General features: G+C 31.3%; 11 protein-coding genes. 8 read left to right on the top strand and 3 right to left on the bottom strand.

Translation table 11 applies throughout. From position 1 onward, the window contains the following. Positions 1-590: 590 nt before the first annotated feature. From J2Z44_RS03415 to J2Z44_RS03440, 6 genes are all read left to right on the top strand, one after another. Entirely contained in the window at positions 591-1,067 is a 477-nt protein-coding gene (locus J2Z44_RS03415; protein ID WP_021285070.1) for a complex I 24 kDa subunit family protein, read from the top strand. A 1-nt stretch (position 1,068) separates the two neighbouring features. Beyond that, a complete protein-coding gene (nuoF, locus tag J2Z44_RS03420; protein WP_021285071.1) occupies positions 1,069-2,943 on the top strand; it encodes an NADH-quinone oxidoreductase subunit NuoF in 1,875 nt (624 codons plus the stop codon). Between the two features lie 4 nt (positions 2,944-2,947). Next, positions 2,948-4,636: a [FeFe] hydrogenase, group A gene (locus J2Z44_RS03425; protein WP_021285072.1), complete on the top strand. Its 1,689-nt coding sequence runs from the start codon at positions 2,948-2,950 to the stop codon at positions 4,634-4,636. Between the two features lie 5 nt (positions 4,637-4,641). Continuing rightward, complete coding sequence (locus J2Z44_RS03430; RefSeq protein WP_021285073.1) at positions 4,642-4,887, top strand: (2Fe-2S) ferredoxin domain-containing protein; 246 nt, start codon at positions 4,642-4,644, stop codon at positions 4,885-4,887. Positions 4,888-5,058: 171 nt separating this feature from the next. Then, complete coding sequence (gene truA, locus J2Z44_RS03435) at positions 5,059-5,796, top strand: tRNA pseudouridine(38-40) synthase TruA (RefSeq protein ID WP_021285074.1); 738 nt, start codon at positions 5,059-5,061, stop codon at positions 5,794-5,796. Positions 5,797-5,865: 69 nt separating this feature from the next. After that, complete coding sequence (locus tag J2Z44_RS03440) at positions 5,866-6,591, top strand: class I SAM-dependent methyltransferase (protein WP_021285075.1); 726 nt, start codon at positions 5,866-5,868, stop codon at positions 6,589-6,591. Between the two features lie 85 nt (positions 6,592-6,676). Here J2Z44_RS03440 and J2Z44_RS03445 read toward each other — a convergent pair whose 3' ends face one another. Beyond that, the gene (locus J2Z44_RS03445; RefSeq protein ID WP_021285076.1) at positions 6,677-7,255 is read right to left on the bottom strand and encodes a hypothetical protein; all 579 of its coding nucleotides are present in this window, start codon (positions 7,253-7,255) and stop codon (positions 6,677-6,679) included. A 428-nt stretch (positions 7,256-7,683) separates the two neighbouring features. On the opposite strand from J2Z44_RS03445, the gene J2Z44_RS03450 reads away from it, so the two are divergent. After that, the gene (locus J2Z44_RS03450; protein ID WP_021285077.1) at positions 7,684-10,938 is read left to right on the top strand and encodes a DEAD/DEAH box helicase; all 3,255 of its coding nucleotides are present in this window, start codon (positions 7,684-7,686) and stop codon (positions 10,936-10,938) included. Positions 10,939-11,209: 271 nt separating this feature from the next. On the opposite strand, the gene J2Z44_RS03455 is transcribed toward J2Z44_RS03450, so the two are convergent. Then, on the bottom strand, positions 11,210-12,544 hold the full coding sequence (locus J2Z44_RS03455; RefSeq protein WP_209649342.1) for a CoA-disulfide reductase: 1,335 nt from the start codon (positions 12,542-12,544) through the stop codon (positions 11,210-11,212). Positions 12,545-12,673: 129 nt separating this feature from the next. After that, positions 12,674-12,919, bottom strand: a complete 246-nt coding sequence (locus tag J2Z44_RS03460) for a hypothetical protein (RefSeq protein ID WP_021283379.1) — start codon at positions 12,917-12,919, stop codon at positions 12,674-12,676. Between the two features lie 489 nt (positions 12,920-13,408). Between J2Z44_RS03460 and J2Z44_RS03465 the strand changes: the two genes are divergently transcribed. Beyond that, entirely contained in the window at positions 13,409-16,432 is a 3,024-nt protein-coding gene (locus tag J2Z44_RS03465; RefSeq protein ID WP_021283380.1) for a helicase C-terminal domain-containing protein, read from the top strand. Positions 16,433-16,652 lie beyond the last annotated feature (220 nt).

Raw genomic sequence — 16,652 nt, forward strand, 5'->3', positions numbered from 1 at the left:
TTTTTAATAAAATGCCTACTTTGTTCTATTTTATAAATTTGTATCAAAGCTGTAAGAAAAAATGTTATTTAACAACCACTTATCTTTAAAATGTGAATTAAATAAAAATAAACCTTTGAAGCAAGTCTTAGAGACTTGGGTATTCATTAATGTGTTGGTTTAAGAGTTTGTTTATTTATAATAGTGAACAAATAGTTAAAATTTAAGTAGGAATTTGATTTGTGTACTTGCAATTGTTAAAAAATTCGCAAGCAGTGGAAAAGTTTATAGATATATTTTTAACTAAACATATTTATAAATTTATATTCTAATATAGCTTGTAAAGATTGAAATATAACATACCTTGCGGAGTAGTAAATTTATTTAGTAAAACTACCTATAAAATTAAAATATTAATTCATTGCTTAGATGAAAATATCTTATTTCGGTTATTGAAGGAATAAATTGTTACTAAGTCAAAATTGTTAAGAAATAGGGAAGTGAAACTTGTTTATGAAAACTTGTGAATATTTTCACTATTGAATTATTCCAGGAGATGTTATAAGATTATCACATGATAATAATTTAACAATATACCAGGGGGGAAAACTATGAATAAGACATTTGATTATAGTGCCTTAGACAGAATATTAGAGAATCATGAATATAAAGCTAGTAGTATAATTGCAATATTACAAGATACTCAAGAAGCATATAGATATTTACCAAAGGAAGTATTTGCATACCTTTCAGAAAAGCTTCACATTAGTAGAGCTAAGATTTATAGTGTAGCTACTTTTTATGAAAATTTTTCACTTGAACCAAGAGGTGAATATGTAATAAAGGTATGTGATGGAACAGCATGTCACGTAAGAAAGTCAATTCCAATATTAGAGAAACTAAGAAAAGAGTTAAATCTTTCAGAAGAAAAGGTTACCACTGATGATCTAATGTTTACAGTGGAAACGGTTTCTTGTCTTGGTGCCTGTGGACTTGCTCCAGTTATAACAGTTAATGAAAAAGTTCATCCTGCTATGACTCCAGAAAAAGTTGCAGAACTTCTAAAAACTCTAAAGGAGGTAAAATAAAATGCTTCGCAACAAACAAGATTTAATTGATCTTTCAAATTTATATAGTAACAGTTTAAAAATGCAAACTAAGAAAATTCTTATATGTGCAGGTACTGGTTGTGTAGCTGGTGGTGCTTTAGACATATATGATGAATTTTTAAGAATAATGAATGAAAAAGGTATAAATTGTGACGTAAGTCTTGAGAAAGAGCCACATGACGAGTCAGTAGGAATGAAAAAAAGTGGATGTCACGGATTCTGTGAAATGGGTCCTCTTGTAAGAATTGAACCTTGGGGATATTTATATATAAAAGTAAAACCAGAAGATTGTGAAGAAATTATAGAAAAAACTATAATGAATAATCAGTGTGTTGAAAGACTCGCCTACAGAAAAGATGGAGAAATACATAGGAAGCAAGAGGAAATTCCTTTCTATAAAAAACAAACTAGACTTGCACTAGAACATTGTGGACATATTGATGCTACTTCAATAGAAGAATATTTAGCAGTAGGCGGATACAAGGCGCTTGAAAAAGCTTTATTTGAAATGGAATCAGAGGATATTGTTAAGCAAATAGAGGAATCAAACTTAAGAGGACGTGGAGGCGGTGGCTTCTTAGCAGGTCGTAAGTGGTCTCAGGTTAAACGTCAACAAGAAAAGATTAAGTATGTAGTTTGTAATGGGGATGAAGGTGACCCAGGTGCCTTCATGGATAGAAGTATCATGGAAGGTGACCCACATAGAGTAATTGAAGGAATGATGATTGCAGGTATAGCATGCGGAGCTCAAGAAGGCTATATTTATGTACGTGCAGAGTATCCTCTTGCTGTAAGCAGATTAAACAATGCAATTAAACAAGCAAGAGAGTATGGAATCCTTGGAGAAAATATCCTTGGAACAAACTTTAGCTTTGATTTAAAAATCAATAAAGGTGCTGGAGCCTTTGTATGTGGTGAGGGAAGTGCTCTTACTGCTTCTATTGAAGGAAAAAGAGGTATGCCAAGGGTTAAACCACCAAGAACTGTTGAACAAGGTTTATTTGGAAAGCCAACAGTACTTAACAACGTAGAGACCTTTGCAAATGTACCATCAGTAATTATTAATGGTGCAGAATGGTATAGAGGAATAGGCCCAGAGAAGAGTCCAGGAACAAAGGCCTTTGCATTAACAGGAAATATTGAAAATACAGGACTTATTGAAGTTCCAATGGGTACAACTTTAAGAGAGATAATTTTTGATATTGGTGGAGGAATGCGTGGAGGTACAGAATTTAAGGCTGTACAAATAGGTGGACCATCAGGTGGATGTCTTACAAAAGAGCATTTAGATTTACCACTAGATTTTGATTCCCTTAAAAAAGCAGGAGCTATGATTGGTTCAGGTGGTCTTGTTGTTATGGATGAACACACTTGTATGGTGGAAGTAGCGAGATTCTTTATGAACTTTACACAAAACGAATCTTGCGGAAAATGTGTTCCATGCCGTGAAGGTACAAAGAGAATGCTTGAAATTCTGGAGAGAATTGTAGCAGGACAAGGGGTTTTAGAAGATATTGATATGTTATTAGAGCTTGCAGACACTATTTCTTCAACAGCTTTATGTGGCCTTGGAAAAACAGCTGCATTCCCAGTAGTAAGTACTATTAAAAACTTCCGTGATGAGTATATAACTCATATTGTGGATAAGAAATGTCCATCAAAAACTTGTCAAAAGCTTAAAACTATTTACATTGAAAAAGATGAGTGTAAGGGATGTACTAAATGTTCAAGACTTTGTCCTGTAGGCGCAATTTCAGGCAAAGTTAAAGAACCATTTGTGATAGATAAAGATAAGTGTATTAAGTGTGGTGCTTGTATTGAATCTTGTGCCTTCAAAGCTATAAAGGAGGATTAACAGAATGAACGGACAGTTTATGCTTATAGATAATATGCCTGTTGAAATAAATGGAGAAAAAAATGTACTTGAGCTAGTAAGAAAAGCAGGGATAGATTTACCTACCTTCTGCTATTACTCAGAGCTTTCAGTTTATGGAGCATGCCGTATGTGTATGGTAGAAAATAAGTGGGGAGAAATTGAAGCTGCTTGTTCTACACCTCCTAAAGCTGGAATGGAAGTGTATACAAACACTCCAAGACTAAGGAAGTATAGAAAGATGATTCTTGAGCTTTTACTTTCACATCATTGTAGAGATTGTACAACTTGTGAAAAGAATGGTTACTGTAAGCTTCAGGATCTAGCACAACGTTTTGGGATAAAGGAGATAAGATTCAACAATACTTCTGAAGAACCAGCATTAGATAAATCCTCAGTAAGCATAGCTAGAGACAAGAGCAAATGTATACTATGCGGTGACTGTGTAAGAATGTGTGATGAAGTTCAAAATGTTGGAGCTATTGATTTTGTAGGAAGAGGTTCAGAAATGACAGTAAGTACTGCATATGATGAGCCATTAGCAGAATCAAATTGTGTTGGCTGTGGACAATGTGCTGCAGTATGTCCAACAGGTGCACTTGTAATCAAAAATGATACTTCAAAGTTATGGAAAGAATTAAGTGATAAAGATACAAAAGTAGTTGTACAAATTGCTCCTGCAGTTAGAGTTGGAATAAGTAAAGAACTTGGCTGCAAAGATGGAGAAAATGTAATGGGTAAGATTGTTGGAGCACTAAGAAAAATGGGCTTTAACGCAGTATTTGATACATCAACAGGAGCTGACCTTACAGTACTAGAAGAAACAGGAGAATTCCTAGCAAGACTTGAGAAAAATGAAAAGTTACCATTATTCACATCTTGCTGTCCAGCTTGGGTAAGCTATGCAGAAAATACTCACCCAGACTTATTAACTAATATTTCAACTTGCCGCTCGCCAATGCAAATGTTCTCTTCTGTGTTAAAAGAGCACTACAAACATTCAAGCAAGAAAGTTGTAGTGGTAGCAATTATGCCATGTACAGCTAAAAAGTTTGAAGCTCAAAGAGATGAATTTAAGGAAGATGGAGTTCCTTATGTTGATTATGTAATAACTACTCAAGAACTTATTCAAATGATTAAAGAATCTGGAATAATATTCTCAGAAGTAGAACCAGAAGCAGTTGATATGCCATTTGGAGTTAGCAGTGGAGCTGGAGTTATCTTCGGAGTAACGGGAGGAGTTACAGAGGCTGTTATCCGTAGAGTAATGGATGATAAATCTACTCCTACTTTACGCAGCATTGCATTTAATGGTGTAAGAGGAATGGAAGGGCTTAAGGAAGCTAGTATCACTGTTGAAGGCCGTGAATTAAAAATTGCAGTGGTAAGTGGACTTAAAAATGCAGATGATTTAGTACAAAGAATTAAAGCTGGGGAAGCACATTATGATTTCGTAGAAGTTATGGCATGTCCAGGTGGGTGCGTTTCTGGTGCAGGACAACCATTTACCATGAATGAAGGAAAAGCTAAACGTGGTGCTGGATTATATGAAGCTGATAGAATGAGTAGTATAAAACGTTCTGAGGAAAACCCAGTAATGATTTCTTTATACTCAGGATTATTAAAAGGAAGAGTTCATGATTTATTACACGTACACTATAAAGGAAGGGAGTAGATTTTGTGGTAACTCTACGTATTTGCGTGGGAACATCCTGCCATATTAAAGGCTCTTACAATGTTATAAATACTTTTCAACAAGCCATTGAGGAACATAAGCTTTCAGAAAAAGTTAAGGTTGAGGCAGTATTCTGCTTAGGAAACTGTACCAATGGTGTATCTGTAAAAATAGATGACGGTGAAGTTCACAGTGTTTCAGGACTAAGTGCTAGAAAGTTTTTTGAAACAGAAGTAATGACAAAGTTATAGTAAAAATTCTACTTGAGTATAGAAGACTGCTTACAAGGATATTGTAAGCAGTCTTTAATTTTACTTAAGTCAAAATAATTTGTATTGCTTATTTTAAATACCATAAGTATGATTGAAGTATAAATGGTAAAATTAAATAGTAAATAATACAATAAATTAAAGGTGGTTAATATGAGAAACTTAAAGATGATAATTGAATTTGATGGAAGCAAATATAAAGGGTGGCAAAAACTAAAGGACAATGACCTAACCATACAAAGTAAATTAGAAAATGTTTTGTCAAAAATGGCAGAAGAGAAAATTGAATTGATAGGTTGTGGGAAAACAGAAATAGGTGTTCATGCAGAAAACTATATAGCTAATTTTCATACAAATTGTAAATATAGTATAAATGTCATGCTAGATTACTTATATGAATTTTTGCCAGAGGATATTGTGGTAAAAGATATTGAAGAGGTAGATGAAAGATTTCATGCTAGATATAATAGAAAATCTTTAACTTATACATACACAATAAATAATAAGAGATTTAGAAGTGTATTTGATAGAAAATATTGTTACCACATTGATGAAAAACTTAATTTAGAAGAAATGAGAAATGTAGCAGAGTTTTTAGTGGGAACAAGAGATTTTCAAAGCTTTACTACATTAAAACCTAACTCGAAGTCCACAGTTAAAACTATCAATTACATAGATATACGTGAAAATCAGAGCATATTAGAGATAGAAATAGATGCAAATGATTTCCTATGGAATATGGCGAATATTATTATTGGATACATTCTACAAGTTGGAAAGGGAGAACTAAAAATAAAAGATGTGGAAAGAGTATTAAATAATAAGAAAAGACCGGAAAATGGTCCAATTGCACAAGGAAAGGGTTTAAGTTTAAAACGTGTTACATATTAGAATTTTCATGAAGTTTTAATATAAATTAGATTTTTAAGTTTATAAAAAATCAAAAAAGGAGAAGGTATAATGAAATTTTATGAAGAAATATCAAAGTATTACGATTATATTTTTCCTACTGGTAAGGCGCAAGTTAATTTTTTAAATAAATTTATCGGAGACATACCGAAGGATATATTAGATATTGCTTGTGGAACTGGAGGTTATTCCTTGGAGTTAGCAAAACAAGGTAATAAAGTAACGGCAGTAGATTTAGACGCCAAGATGGTAGAAGAATTAAAAACTAAAGCTTTAGAATCAAATTTAAATGTAAATGCATTATGTGGGAATATGTTAGAGTTAAATGATATTCTAAACTCCCAATATGATTTAGCCTTTTGTATAGGAAATTCTTTGGTGCATTTAGATGGGGAGAAAGAAATTAGTAGCTTTCTGAAAGCTGTGAAAGCTATTTTAAGAGAACAAGGAAAGCTTATAGTTCAAATAATTAATTATGATAGGGTGTTATCTCAAAATGTTTCTTCACTTCCTACTATAGAAAATGCGGAAGTTGGACTTAAATTTAAGCGTATCTATAGATACAACAAAGATTTAAACAAAGTTTTCTTTAAAACCATTTTAGAAGTAGAAGGTAAGGAATTAGAAAATGAAATTCCGCTATATCCACTACTAAGCTATGAGCTAATAAGGCTTTTACATGAGGCTGGATATGAGGAGGTTAAACTTTATGGAGATTTTAAGGAAAGTGAATTCCAGAAAGATAATTCCTATGCTTTAGTGGTTGTTGCATCATAGCAATAAAATTAATAAACAAAAATCAGCTAACCTATTCATTGAATAAGTTAGCTGATTTTATATATTTATAGCTTGTCTTAATATACTATTTCTTAACTTCTTGTTTTCCAGTTATAGAAGAAGTACCATCCATTTTGAAGCCAGCTTTTGCTTCTTCACTTGAAAAATATACGTTTCCTTCAACCTTAGCATCCACTAATTGGAAGTCTTTAGTCTCAACATAAAGATCGCCTTTGAAAGTTCCGCTTTGAATTCTAGCATTTGGGCTCTTTATTGTTAATTTTGGAGCTGTTAAAGTAAATCTATCTGTTACTTTTTTGTCAGCATCTTGAGTGTAAAGAGCTATTTTTCTTTGTATAACATCTTTACCGTCTTTATCTTTCTTACCATTTTTGAACTCGCCATCTAATACTAAATCTTTAGTTGAAGTGATATCGTTTAATGAAGCGATAATCCAAGTTCCTTCTTTTCCTAAAGCTTTTTCAAATGCTTCAGTTTCTTTTACTATTGAAGCTGTAGTTACTACGTCAGCTTTTTTTTCTGTAGCTGCTGGTTGAGTTTGTTGAGTAGCTGGTGCTGGTGCTTTAGCTTCTTCTTTAGCTCCACATCCTGCAAGTACTGTTGTTGCCATTATTATAGATAGTAATATAGCTTTTGCTTTCATGTTTTAAGTCCCCCTAAAAATATGTTTTTTATTTCACAAGCTAAGTATATCATATTTTTAACAAAAAACAATAACAAAATTAAAGAATTTTACATAAGATAGACATATGTAAATATTGTAAATTATTATTATGTATAAAATTGACAATACTCGTCGTAAATTCTGTTATTATAGTATAATTCTCTTTAGGAAGGGGTAATGTGAATATACTATTAGAGTTGATTAACAGTTTGTTTTAGTGTGATATAATAAAAGCATTATGAGGATATAAATTATAAGTGAAGTTGAAGCTTAGGAATAGATATTTAAACTATTATAACTTCGAATGTAAAGTTTTAATAATATAGGGTTACTAGTCAATAATAAATTTTTAATTCAATAATTTTTAATATTATATAAAGATATAGTTGTTAAATTAAGGAGAAGCTATGCTAACGGAAGATATGTTACTACAAATATTTACAGAGGAAACTAGTGGTAAGAATCATTTGAAAGGTCAAAGAATTATTAATAATGACTTGGTTTCCTTAGTGGATATTACTACAGAAGAAAATTTAATTTGTATAACTGGCAATGTGATTTCAGAAAACCTTTTTAATGAGTATAGGACAAAAATAGAAATTGATGGGGCAAAGAGAACTTTTATTAATACTACCTGTACATGTATTGATTTTGAGAAAAATGAACTTAAAAACAATAATTATTGTTGTAAACATTTAGTTGCAACTTTTTATAAAGCATTAGATGATTTAGTGAAGCATCCTTTGCTTTCTAATGAAAAACAAAATGAGAATCATATTATAAAGCATAAAGGAAATATTTTATCCATGCTTTTAGGCGATGAACAGGAAAAAGAAGAAGTTAAAATAGAAGTTTACATAAATAAAAGTCCATGGGATGATGAGCTTACAGCGGAGTTTAGAATAGGACTAAAAACCATGATGGCTAATGAATTATACGTTTTGAAGGATATTAATCAGTTTTTATTAGCATGTGATAATAGCTTTCCAATAGCATATGGAAAGAAGTTTAGCTTTTATAGGGATAGTCATAAGTTAAGTTCAAAAGATAAAAGGCTTTTGGGTTTTATAGAAATGCTTAAAACTATAGAGGGTAAGGGTGTATATGGCATCAAGGGAAGAAAATCTGTTATTGATGGGAAGTACATTAATATTCCTAATTACCTAGTGAGGGAGTTTTTTCAGACAATTAAAATGCATAGAGCTTACTTAAATGAAGGCTTTTTCTATAGAACTACAGAAACAGAAATTTTACTAGAAGCTCCAATGATAGATTTTGATATAAAAACTATAAGGGATAACTACGTTCTCAAATCTCCTGGAGGAATGCCTATGATTTTAGGTGTAAATGAGGATGTTTTTCTTTATGGAACAACAGTATATCTTCCTGATTATGAGTTTTGTTATAAAATTAAGCCATATCTACATGTGTTCAGCGGAGATAAGGCTATATCTATTCCTATGGATGAGGAAGATACCATATTAAGAAAGTTAATTCCAGACCTTAATGTTTTATCTCCTAGAGTTTCTTTAGGGAAGTCTGTAAAAGAAAAAATAGTTATGGGTAATTGTAGCTTTAATTTTTATTTTGATCAGCAACAAAAACATATAACTCTAAATTTAAAAGTTAAGTATGAAGCCTATGAATTTAATATTTTAGAAGAATTCACAGAAAAAGTAATATATAGAGATCATAAAAAAGAAGCACAAGTTCTTGGTACTATTAAAAGACTAGGCTTTGAAGAGCAGCGTGGAAAGTTTTATTTTAGAAGAGGGGAAGACTATATATTTAACTTTTTTAAAAGTGAGGTACATAAGCTTCAAGAAATTGGTGGAGTTTATTATTCAGAAAACTTTAAAGGTGTTAAAGCCCTTGGAGTGAAGGGTATAAAGGCCACCATAGCATCAGGAAAATATAATTATTTTGATATGGACTTTAAGCTTGGAGACGTAGATCCAAGGGAGACTGTAAAAATTCTGAGAGCTTTTAGGGATAATCTTAAATATTATAAGCTCAAAACTGGGGAATACCTAGATTTAGAAGAGTTAGAGACTAAAAAGTTTTTGAAGTTATTAGATGATTTATCAGAGAACAATATAGAAAACAACAAACTAGAAATTGCTAAAAGTAAAGCACATTATTTGGAGAGTTATTTAGAGGAAAACTCTATTAGGTATATAAAAGGAAAATCAAAATTAAAGGAAGTAACAGAAAAAATTAAAAACATAAGTAAGTTAAAGTTTAAGGAAGCTATAGATTTACAGGGAGCTTTAAGAGAATACCAAAAAGTAGGATATAATTGGTTTAAGACTCTAGAATACTTAGGTTTTGGGGGGGTTTTAGGAGATGAAATGGGACTCGGTAAAACCATTCAAACTATTGCATATGTATCCTCTTGCAAAAACACTAAAACTTTAATTGTTACCCCTACATCACTAGTGTATAACTGGGTTGAAGAATTCGAGAGATTCGCTCCTAGTTGCAAGGTTGTTGCTGTAAGTGGATCACCAGAGGAAAGAGAACTAATAATAGGAAACTTAAAAGAGTTCGATGTTATTATAACTAGTTATAATCTTTTAAAGCGGGATTTAAACCTATATGATAAGATAGAGTTTTATAACGTGGTTATAGATGAGGCTCAAAATATAAAAAATCCTCATTCACAAAATGCTATGGCAGTAAAAGAAATCAAAGGTAAAAACAAATTTGCATTAACAGGCACGCCTATTGAAAATTCACTTATGGAACTATGGTCCATATTTGATTTTATTATGCCTGGATACTTATATGATGAAAAAAGATTTAGTGTAAGGTACCATAAGAAATTAAAAGAAGCACCAGAGATATTAGCTGAGTTAAGGAATTTAGTTAATCCATTCATACTACGAAGAAGAAAAAGTGATGTTATTAAAGAGTTACCAGAAAAAATAGAGAAAACCTTGAGAGTTAATTTAAGTGAAGAACAGAAGAAAATCTATAATATCTATGCTAAGTATGCTGTAGAGCTAATGGAAAAGAAAGTAAGAGATGAAGAATTTCAAAATAGTAAAATTGAGATATTGGCTTATATTACGAAACTAAGACAAATCTGTCTTGATCCTAAGGTGCTAATGAATGATTATGAAGGGGATAGTGGCAAGGTAGAAGCATTGGTTGAATTACTTCACAAGGGCATCGATGAAGGACATAGAATACTTGTGTTTTCTCAATTCACCTCTGTGCTAAAAAATATTGGTTCAAGAATTTCTAGTGAAGGAATTACTTATAGTTATTTAGATGGAGCAGTACCCTTAGAGAAAAGAATGAATATGGTAAAAAGCTTTAATCAGGGGGAAAACTCTGTATTCCTTATAAGCTTAAAAGCAGGAGGAACAGGATTAAACTTAACCTCAGCAGATATAGTAATTCATTTTGATCCTTGGTGGAATCCGGCAGTAGAGGACCAAGCAACGGATAGAGCCCACAGAATAGGGCAAGAAAATGTGGTAGAAGTGATTAAAATTATTGCCAAAGGAACTATTGAGGAAAAAATTCTTCAACTTCAGGAAGAAAAGAAAAAATTAATCTCTGAGCTTATGGGAGATGAATTATCAGTTGGAGAAGGCTTCTCTTCCTTAAGTGAAGAGGAAATTTTAGAGTTGTTTAAAGTACAAAGCATCTAAAGTATGCTATTATTCCATATTAAGCAAAAATATTGAGCACTTATAAAGCCATGAATAAATTGGGAAGTAATTAGTTCCACTATTATTCATGGCTTTAATAATAATTAATTTAAAAGCATTGTTTTTGTCTCTGAATCCTCTAGTATAGAAAATAAAGTATGGGACATAAACAAGATGTGGGGTTATTCCATTAAAAATCTTTATTTTGATTTCACTAAAGGTTTGAAGAAGTAATGTTATAAAGTATTAGCTTAACAACTCAAATTCAAACCTATTTTGCCACATTTCCAGCTACATTTACTGCATCCCAAGTCCTAGCAAATGGTGGAGCATAACATAAATCTAGCATTCCGAGCTGTTCAGTAGTCATATTGTTAAATATAGCGGTTGATAAAATATCTACTCTTAGAACAGCATCATCCTTTCCAATAATTTGACCACCTAAAATTATCTTAGTTTCTGGATTATAAATTAGTTTTATATAAAGATCACATTGGCCAGGATAGTAGCTAGTTTGATTTTTTTCTTCAATGAAGATAGTTTTATATGGAATATTATTTTTTATAGCTTCATTTTCAGAAATACCTGTTCGAGCCGCTTCTAAATCCATTACTTTAATAGCCCCAGAGCCTAAAGTACCTTGAAAAGCGTTTTTTTGGCCTGCTAGGTTTTCTCCTACAATTCTTCCAATTTTATTAGCAGTTGTTGCAAGAGGAATATATATATTATCCTTTCGTACTATATGATAAACACTAGCACAATCTCCAGCAGCATAGATGTCTTTTACACTGGTTTCGCCAAATTGATCAATGATTAAAGCACCATTTTTAAGCATTTCTATGCCGGTATCTTTTAAGAATCCAGTGTTAGGTCTTACTCCAGTACAAATTATTACTAAATCAGCTGGATACCTTCCTTTATCAGTGATAACCTCTGTTACCTTTTTCTCACCTTTCAATTGTTTAACCATTTCTTTAAGATGTAATTCTACACCGTGGTTTATTAGTGCTTCTTCCATAATATCTGTAATTTCCTTATCAAAAGAATCAGGAAGCACCCTAGCATCTAACTGAATTAATCTGCAATTTTTTTCTAGTTTTTTCATGGCCTCCGCAGCTTCAATTCCGATATATCCAGCCCCTATTATCACAATGTTTTTAATTTCTTCTTTTTTAAGCTGTTCTTTTATAGCTATACCATCCTCATATTCTTTTAAGGTGAATACATTTTCAAGCTTAACATTTTCTATAGGAGGAATAACAGGACTAGCACCAGTAGCAATCATTAATTTATCGTAATTGTCCTCAAATTCTTTTCCTGTAGTTAAGTCTAAAACTTTCAAAGTTTTATTATTTATATTAACATTTAAAACTTCGTGCTTTATATTAACTTCTATGCCACTTTCTTCAAACTCTTCTTTGGTTCTAGCTATCATTACCTTAGGATCTGTGAAGAAATCTCCAATGAAGTATGGAAGACCACAGGCTCCCCAAGAAACCACTTCAGTTCTTTCATAGACTACTATATCTGCATTTTTATCAATTCGTTTTGCTTTTGCAGCAGCACTCATACCAGCTGCAACTCCACCTATTATAATTATTCTCATATTAAAGCCTCCTTTTTATGTGTAAATAGTAAAGTTAAATACAAGTATAATTTTACCTATAAATTACCTTTTTAACCATAGTTTTAGTATTATACATCATGAAAAAATTAAATAGGTCAGTATGAGCACCTATTTTAATTCAATATTTTCTATACCTTTAGTATCAATTTTGTAGTTGCCTCTGTCAGCTTGTTTTTTAATAAATCCTTTCTTAGTTAACTCTTCAAGACAGGTTTTAAGAGTTCTGATGTGCTCCTTGTTATCGGACAAATTAAGGGCTACTCTAATTTTGGTAAGACTTTGTGGTGATGATTCCTTATTTTCATATAGATAGTTTAAGATATTATCTTCAGTTTCTTTTATATTAGCTTTCATAGAAGTCCTCCTTATAAGGCATCTTCAAAAAATAAATAAGTCAATCTGCTCGTCTATTTTGTGCTATACTGCGTCAACAGAACCCTTTGATAGCCCCACTATCTGCGGAACCTGTTTTCTTGTCTGCACAAGCTTGCTTGTGAACACAAAATAGCCTTCACATCTTGGACTTGTTATTTATTTTCAAATGCCTAAGTGTATTTATTCATGGTACATAATTATACTACATAAATTACCATTTACAACAGGGGTTATAAATATAACTTTACCCAGGATAATAAATTTATTAAACTATATATGAAGTTTACTGATAATAGATTTTATGTTATAGTACATTGGATTTTAGTATATAAGTTGCAATATTACTTCTGCATTATAAGATAATTTTATCCAACATATATTATAGAGAATGCAAAATAGACTTAGATATATTAATGCATTATCTTTAATGCATTAATATAAATTATAAAAACTAAGGAAGAGATGCTTATGAAACCCTATTCGTTGCTTAATAATGTAATATTTTTAGATATAGAAACTACGGGAATAGATCCGTATAGTGATAGAATAATTGAAATTGGAGCTATAAAAATTAAGGGAGGAAAAGTTACTGAATTTAGTACATTAGTTAATCCCAAAAGACAAGTGCCATTAAATATCTTAGACTTGTGTAAAGACTTAAGCTTAGAGGAAATAAAACAGGCAAGACCCATTGAAGCAATAATGAAGGAATTTTTGATATTTATTGAGGATTTACCCCTAATTTGTCATAATGCTAGTTTTGAAAGAAGCTTTTTAAAGATTTCCAATGAATTTTTAGATTCTATGGAGCTTGCAGCTATTCTTTATCCTGAACTTTCAGAGTTTAATCTTCAATACTTAATAAAAAAGTTCTTGCCCAATTCTAGAGAAGAAAGTCATAGAGGCCTAAGTGATTCAAAGGATACCCTAGAGGTTTTAAATTATATGCTTAGTAGTTTTTACATAGAAAATGGCTATGCACTTCCAATGAGTATTTTAGAGCTTGAAAAGTGGAATTGGTATAAATATTTAACTAGTTTAAAAACTGAAGAGGTTAACTATTTTATTAATGACAAGTGGAAGAACAACACAAAACCCAAAACACAACTTAACTTGAGTTTTGCATTAAAGGACTATGAAAAGCTTTTTAAAAGCCAGGATATATGGCAGAGACGAGGAAGCTCTTATACGGAAAGACCACAACAAATAGAAGCCTCTAAGTATATGAGGCAAGGACTTCAGCAGGGAAATATCACTATAATGGAAGCACCTACAGGGCTAGGTAAAAGTTTAGCATACATATTGCCGGCATCCATATACACTTATTTAAATAGAGACTCTGGGGAAGACAAGGTTATAATTTCAACAAATACTAAAGGTCTTCAGAGTCAGTTAGTTGAAAAAGACATTCCTAACCTTTTAGACACACTGAACTTAAGTGATGAAGTTAATTATACTTTAATAAAGGGTAAGGTAAATTATTTTTGTATAGATAGATTTATGGAAATAGAATACCCCAAGGATATGGATGCTTTACTGGGATACACCTATATTAGAAGATATATTAGAGAAAAGGGCTTAGGTGATATTGAGCACATTAATTATGGGATAAAGAAAGTTTTTAACCTAGAAGACCTAATACCAGAGAGTAATTGTGATTCAGATCTATGTGATGTAAATACCTGCAGGTTTAAAGAAGAATGCTTTTATGCGGGAAAAGTAAGAGAGTTAAAGGAAGCACAGTTAGTGGTGGTAAATCATTCTCTTTTGTTAAAATGGCCTTATAAAGCAATTCTACCAATAAAAAATATAGTAATAGATGAAGCACATAATCTTTCAAAGGAAGCTTATGATGCCTTCGAAAATGACCTAGTGTCAGAAAACCTGATAACATATTTAGATGAAATATATAATAAAGAAGCTAAAAAGGGATATCTGTTATATTTATTAAAAAAGAGTAATATTAAAACTTTACCCATAGAGGATATAGAGAGAAATCTTCAAATTTGCTTTAAAACCATAAATAGAGTAGGGGATAGCTTAGAAAGATATATAAGAAGATTTAATATATCTACAGAATATAATGTGAAAGAACAATTAATTATAGATGACTATCAACATAGAGAAATATGTTTTTCCTTAAAAGAACTTAGGGAGAACATCAATACTTTAAATTTATATTTAGAAAAAGCAGTCACTGTTCTTAAAGATATATCTTCCCTTGAAGGGGACAAAAGATTAAAAATGTTAGCAGAAAAAATAGAAGGAATTAATGGGTATATTTCTTTAATTGAGGATATGGTTGAGCAAAAGAAAAAGGATTACTGCTATTACTTTGAAGTAGATAAAAATCTTAGGTGGTGGAAGATATCCAGCATTCCTTTAGATGTTTCTAGCATTTTTTATGATAAGGTTCTTAGCGAAATAAAAAGTTGCGCTTTTATTTCAGCAACTTTAGCTACAGACAGAGGATACGGTAGATTTAGAAACACTTTAGGTATTGATATTGCAAAATCCCAGAATAAAAAAATAGTAGAAGTTCAGCCAATAAAACCTGTGTTTAATTATAGTAAAAGAAGTGCTATTTATGCACCGGACATTTTATGTGGAGAAGCTAGTGAAAATTTTGTGAACAAGATGAAAGAATTTGTTTTGGCATTAATAAAAGAAATTGAAGGAAATATTCTTATACTTTTCACTAGTAAGAAAAGGTTAAATTCTTTTAGAAAAGAAGCAGCAGGAGAATTAAATGCCTTAGGAGTTAGATTAATTGAGAGTAAAAGAGATATACAAAAACTAAAATCAAGGGATCATAGATATGTTTTCATTGGATCAAAGGGATTTTTTGAAGGAGTAGACATTCCGGGAGATGCTATGAATACTGTGATTCTGGATAAAATGCCAAATATTAATAGCAGGGAACCATTTTTTAAGGCCTTGATAGAGAATGAGCTATCCAAAGGTAAAAGTTACTGGCAGGCCTATGAAAATATTAATTTTCCTATTGTATCTATAGATTTAAAACAAATATATGGGCGATTAATAAGGACGGAATATGATTATGGAGCTTTATTTATTTTGGATAAGTTTAATAATCAGGAGAGTAAAAATACCACTGTAAAAAAGGTAGAAAGGCTTATATATGGAGTTCCTATAATTAGAAGTAACTTAACCAGTACATTAAAAGATTTAAGAATAAGAACACTTCGATGGAAGATTATGAACTTATTTAAAATCTTAGGAGAAGTTAAAGAGGAGTTAAAGTTAGAAGTTAGAGAGCTACAAAAGGGAAATACATTTGAATCTGCAATAAGTATTGAGAAATTTATAAATGATTATTTAAAACAAGAGTATGAAAAGAGAAAGTTATTTTGGGATATAAACATTAAAATAAATAATGCATTTAAAGTGGAGATTAACAAAGAAGAAATAGGCCTTGGAGCTAATAAGGAAAAAGTAAGTAAGTACTTTAAGGATATAATGAGACAATAAAGCTTTATGTTATTAAAGCTTTATTTTTGCAAAAAACAAATTTTTAGATTCTTAAGGCTGGAATGTTGTGGATTTCAGAAAGTATGTAAAGAGGGCAACAATCAAAAGTTAGTTATGACATCATGTGGTTACTAGTTTTCATTTTATAAGGAAATTACTTTTAGTTTAATAGTTAATATTATTTTATAAAGTTACCCTTGCCTTCGTAAGAGATACAAGT

Origin of the sequence: Clostridium punense (genome assembly GCF_017874425.1) — a bacterium.
GTDB lineage: Bacteria > Bacillota > Clostridia > Clostridiales > Clostridiaceae > Clostridium_J > Clostridium_J punense.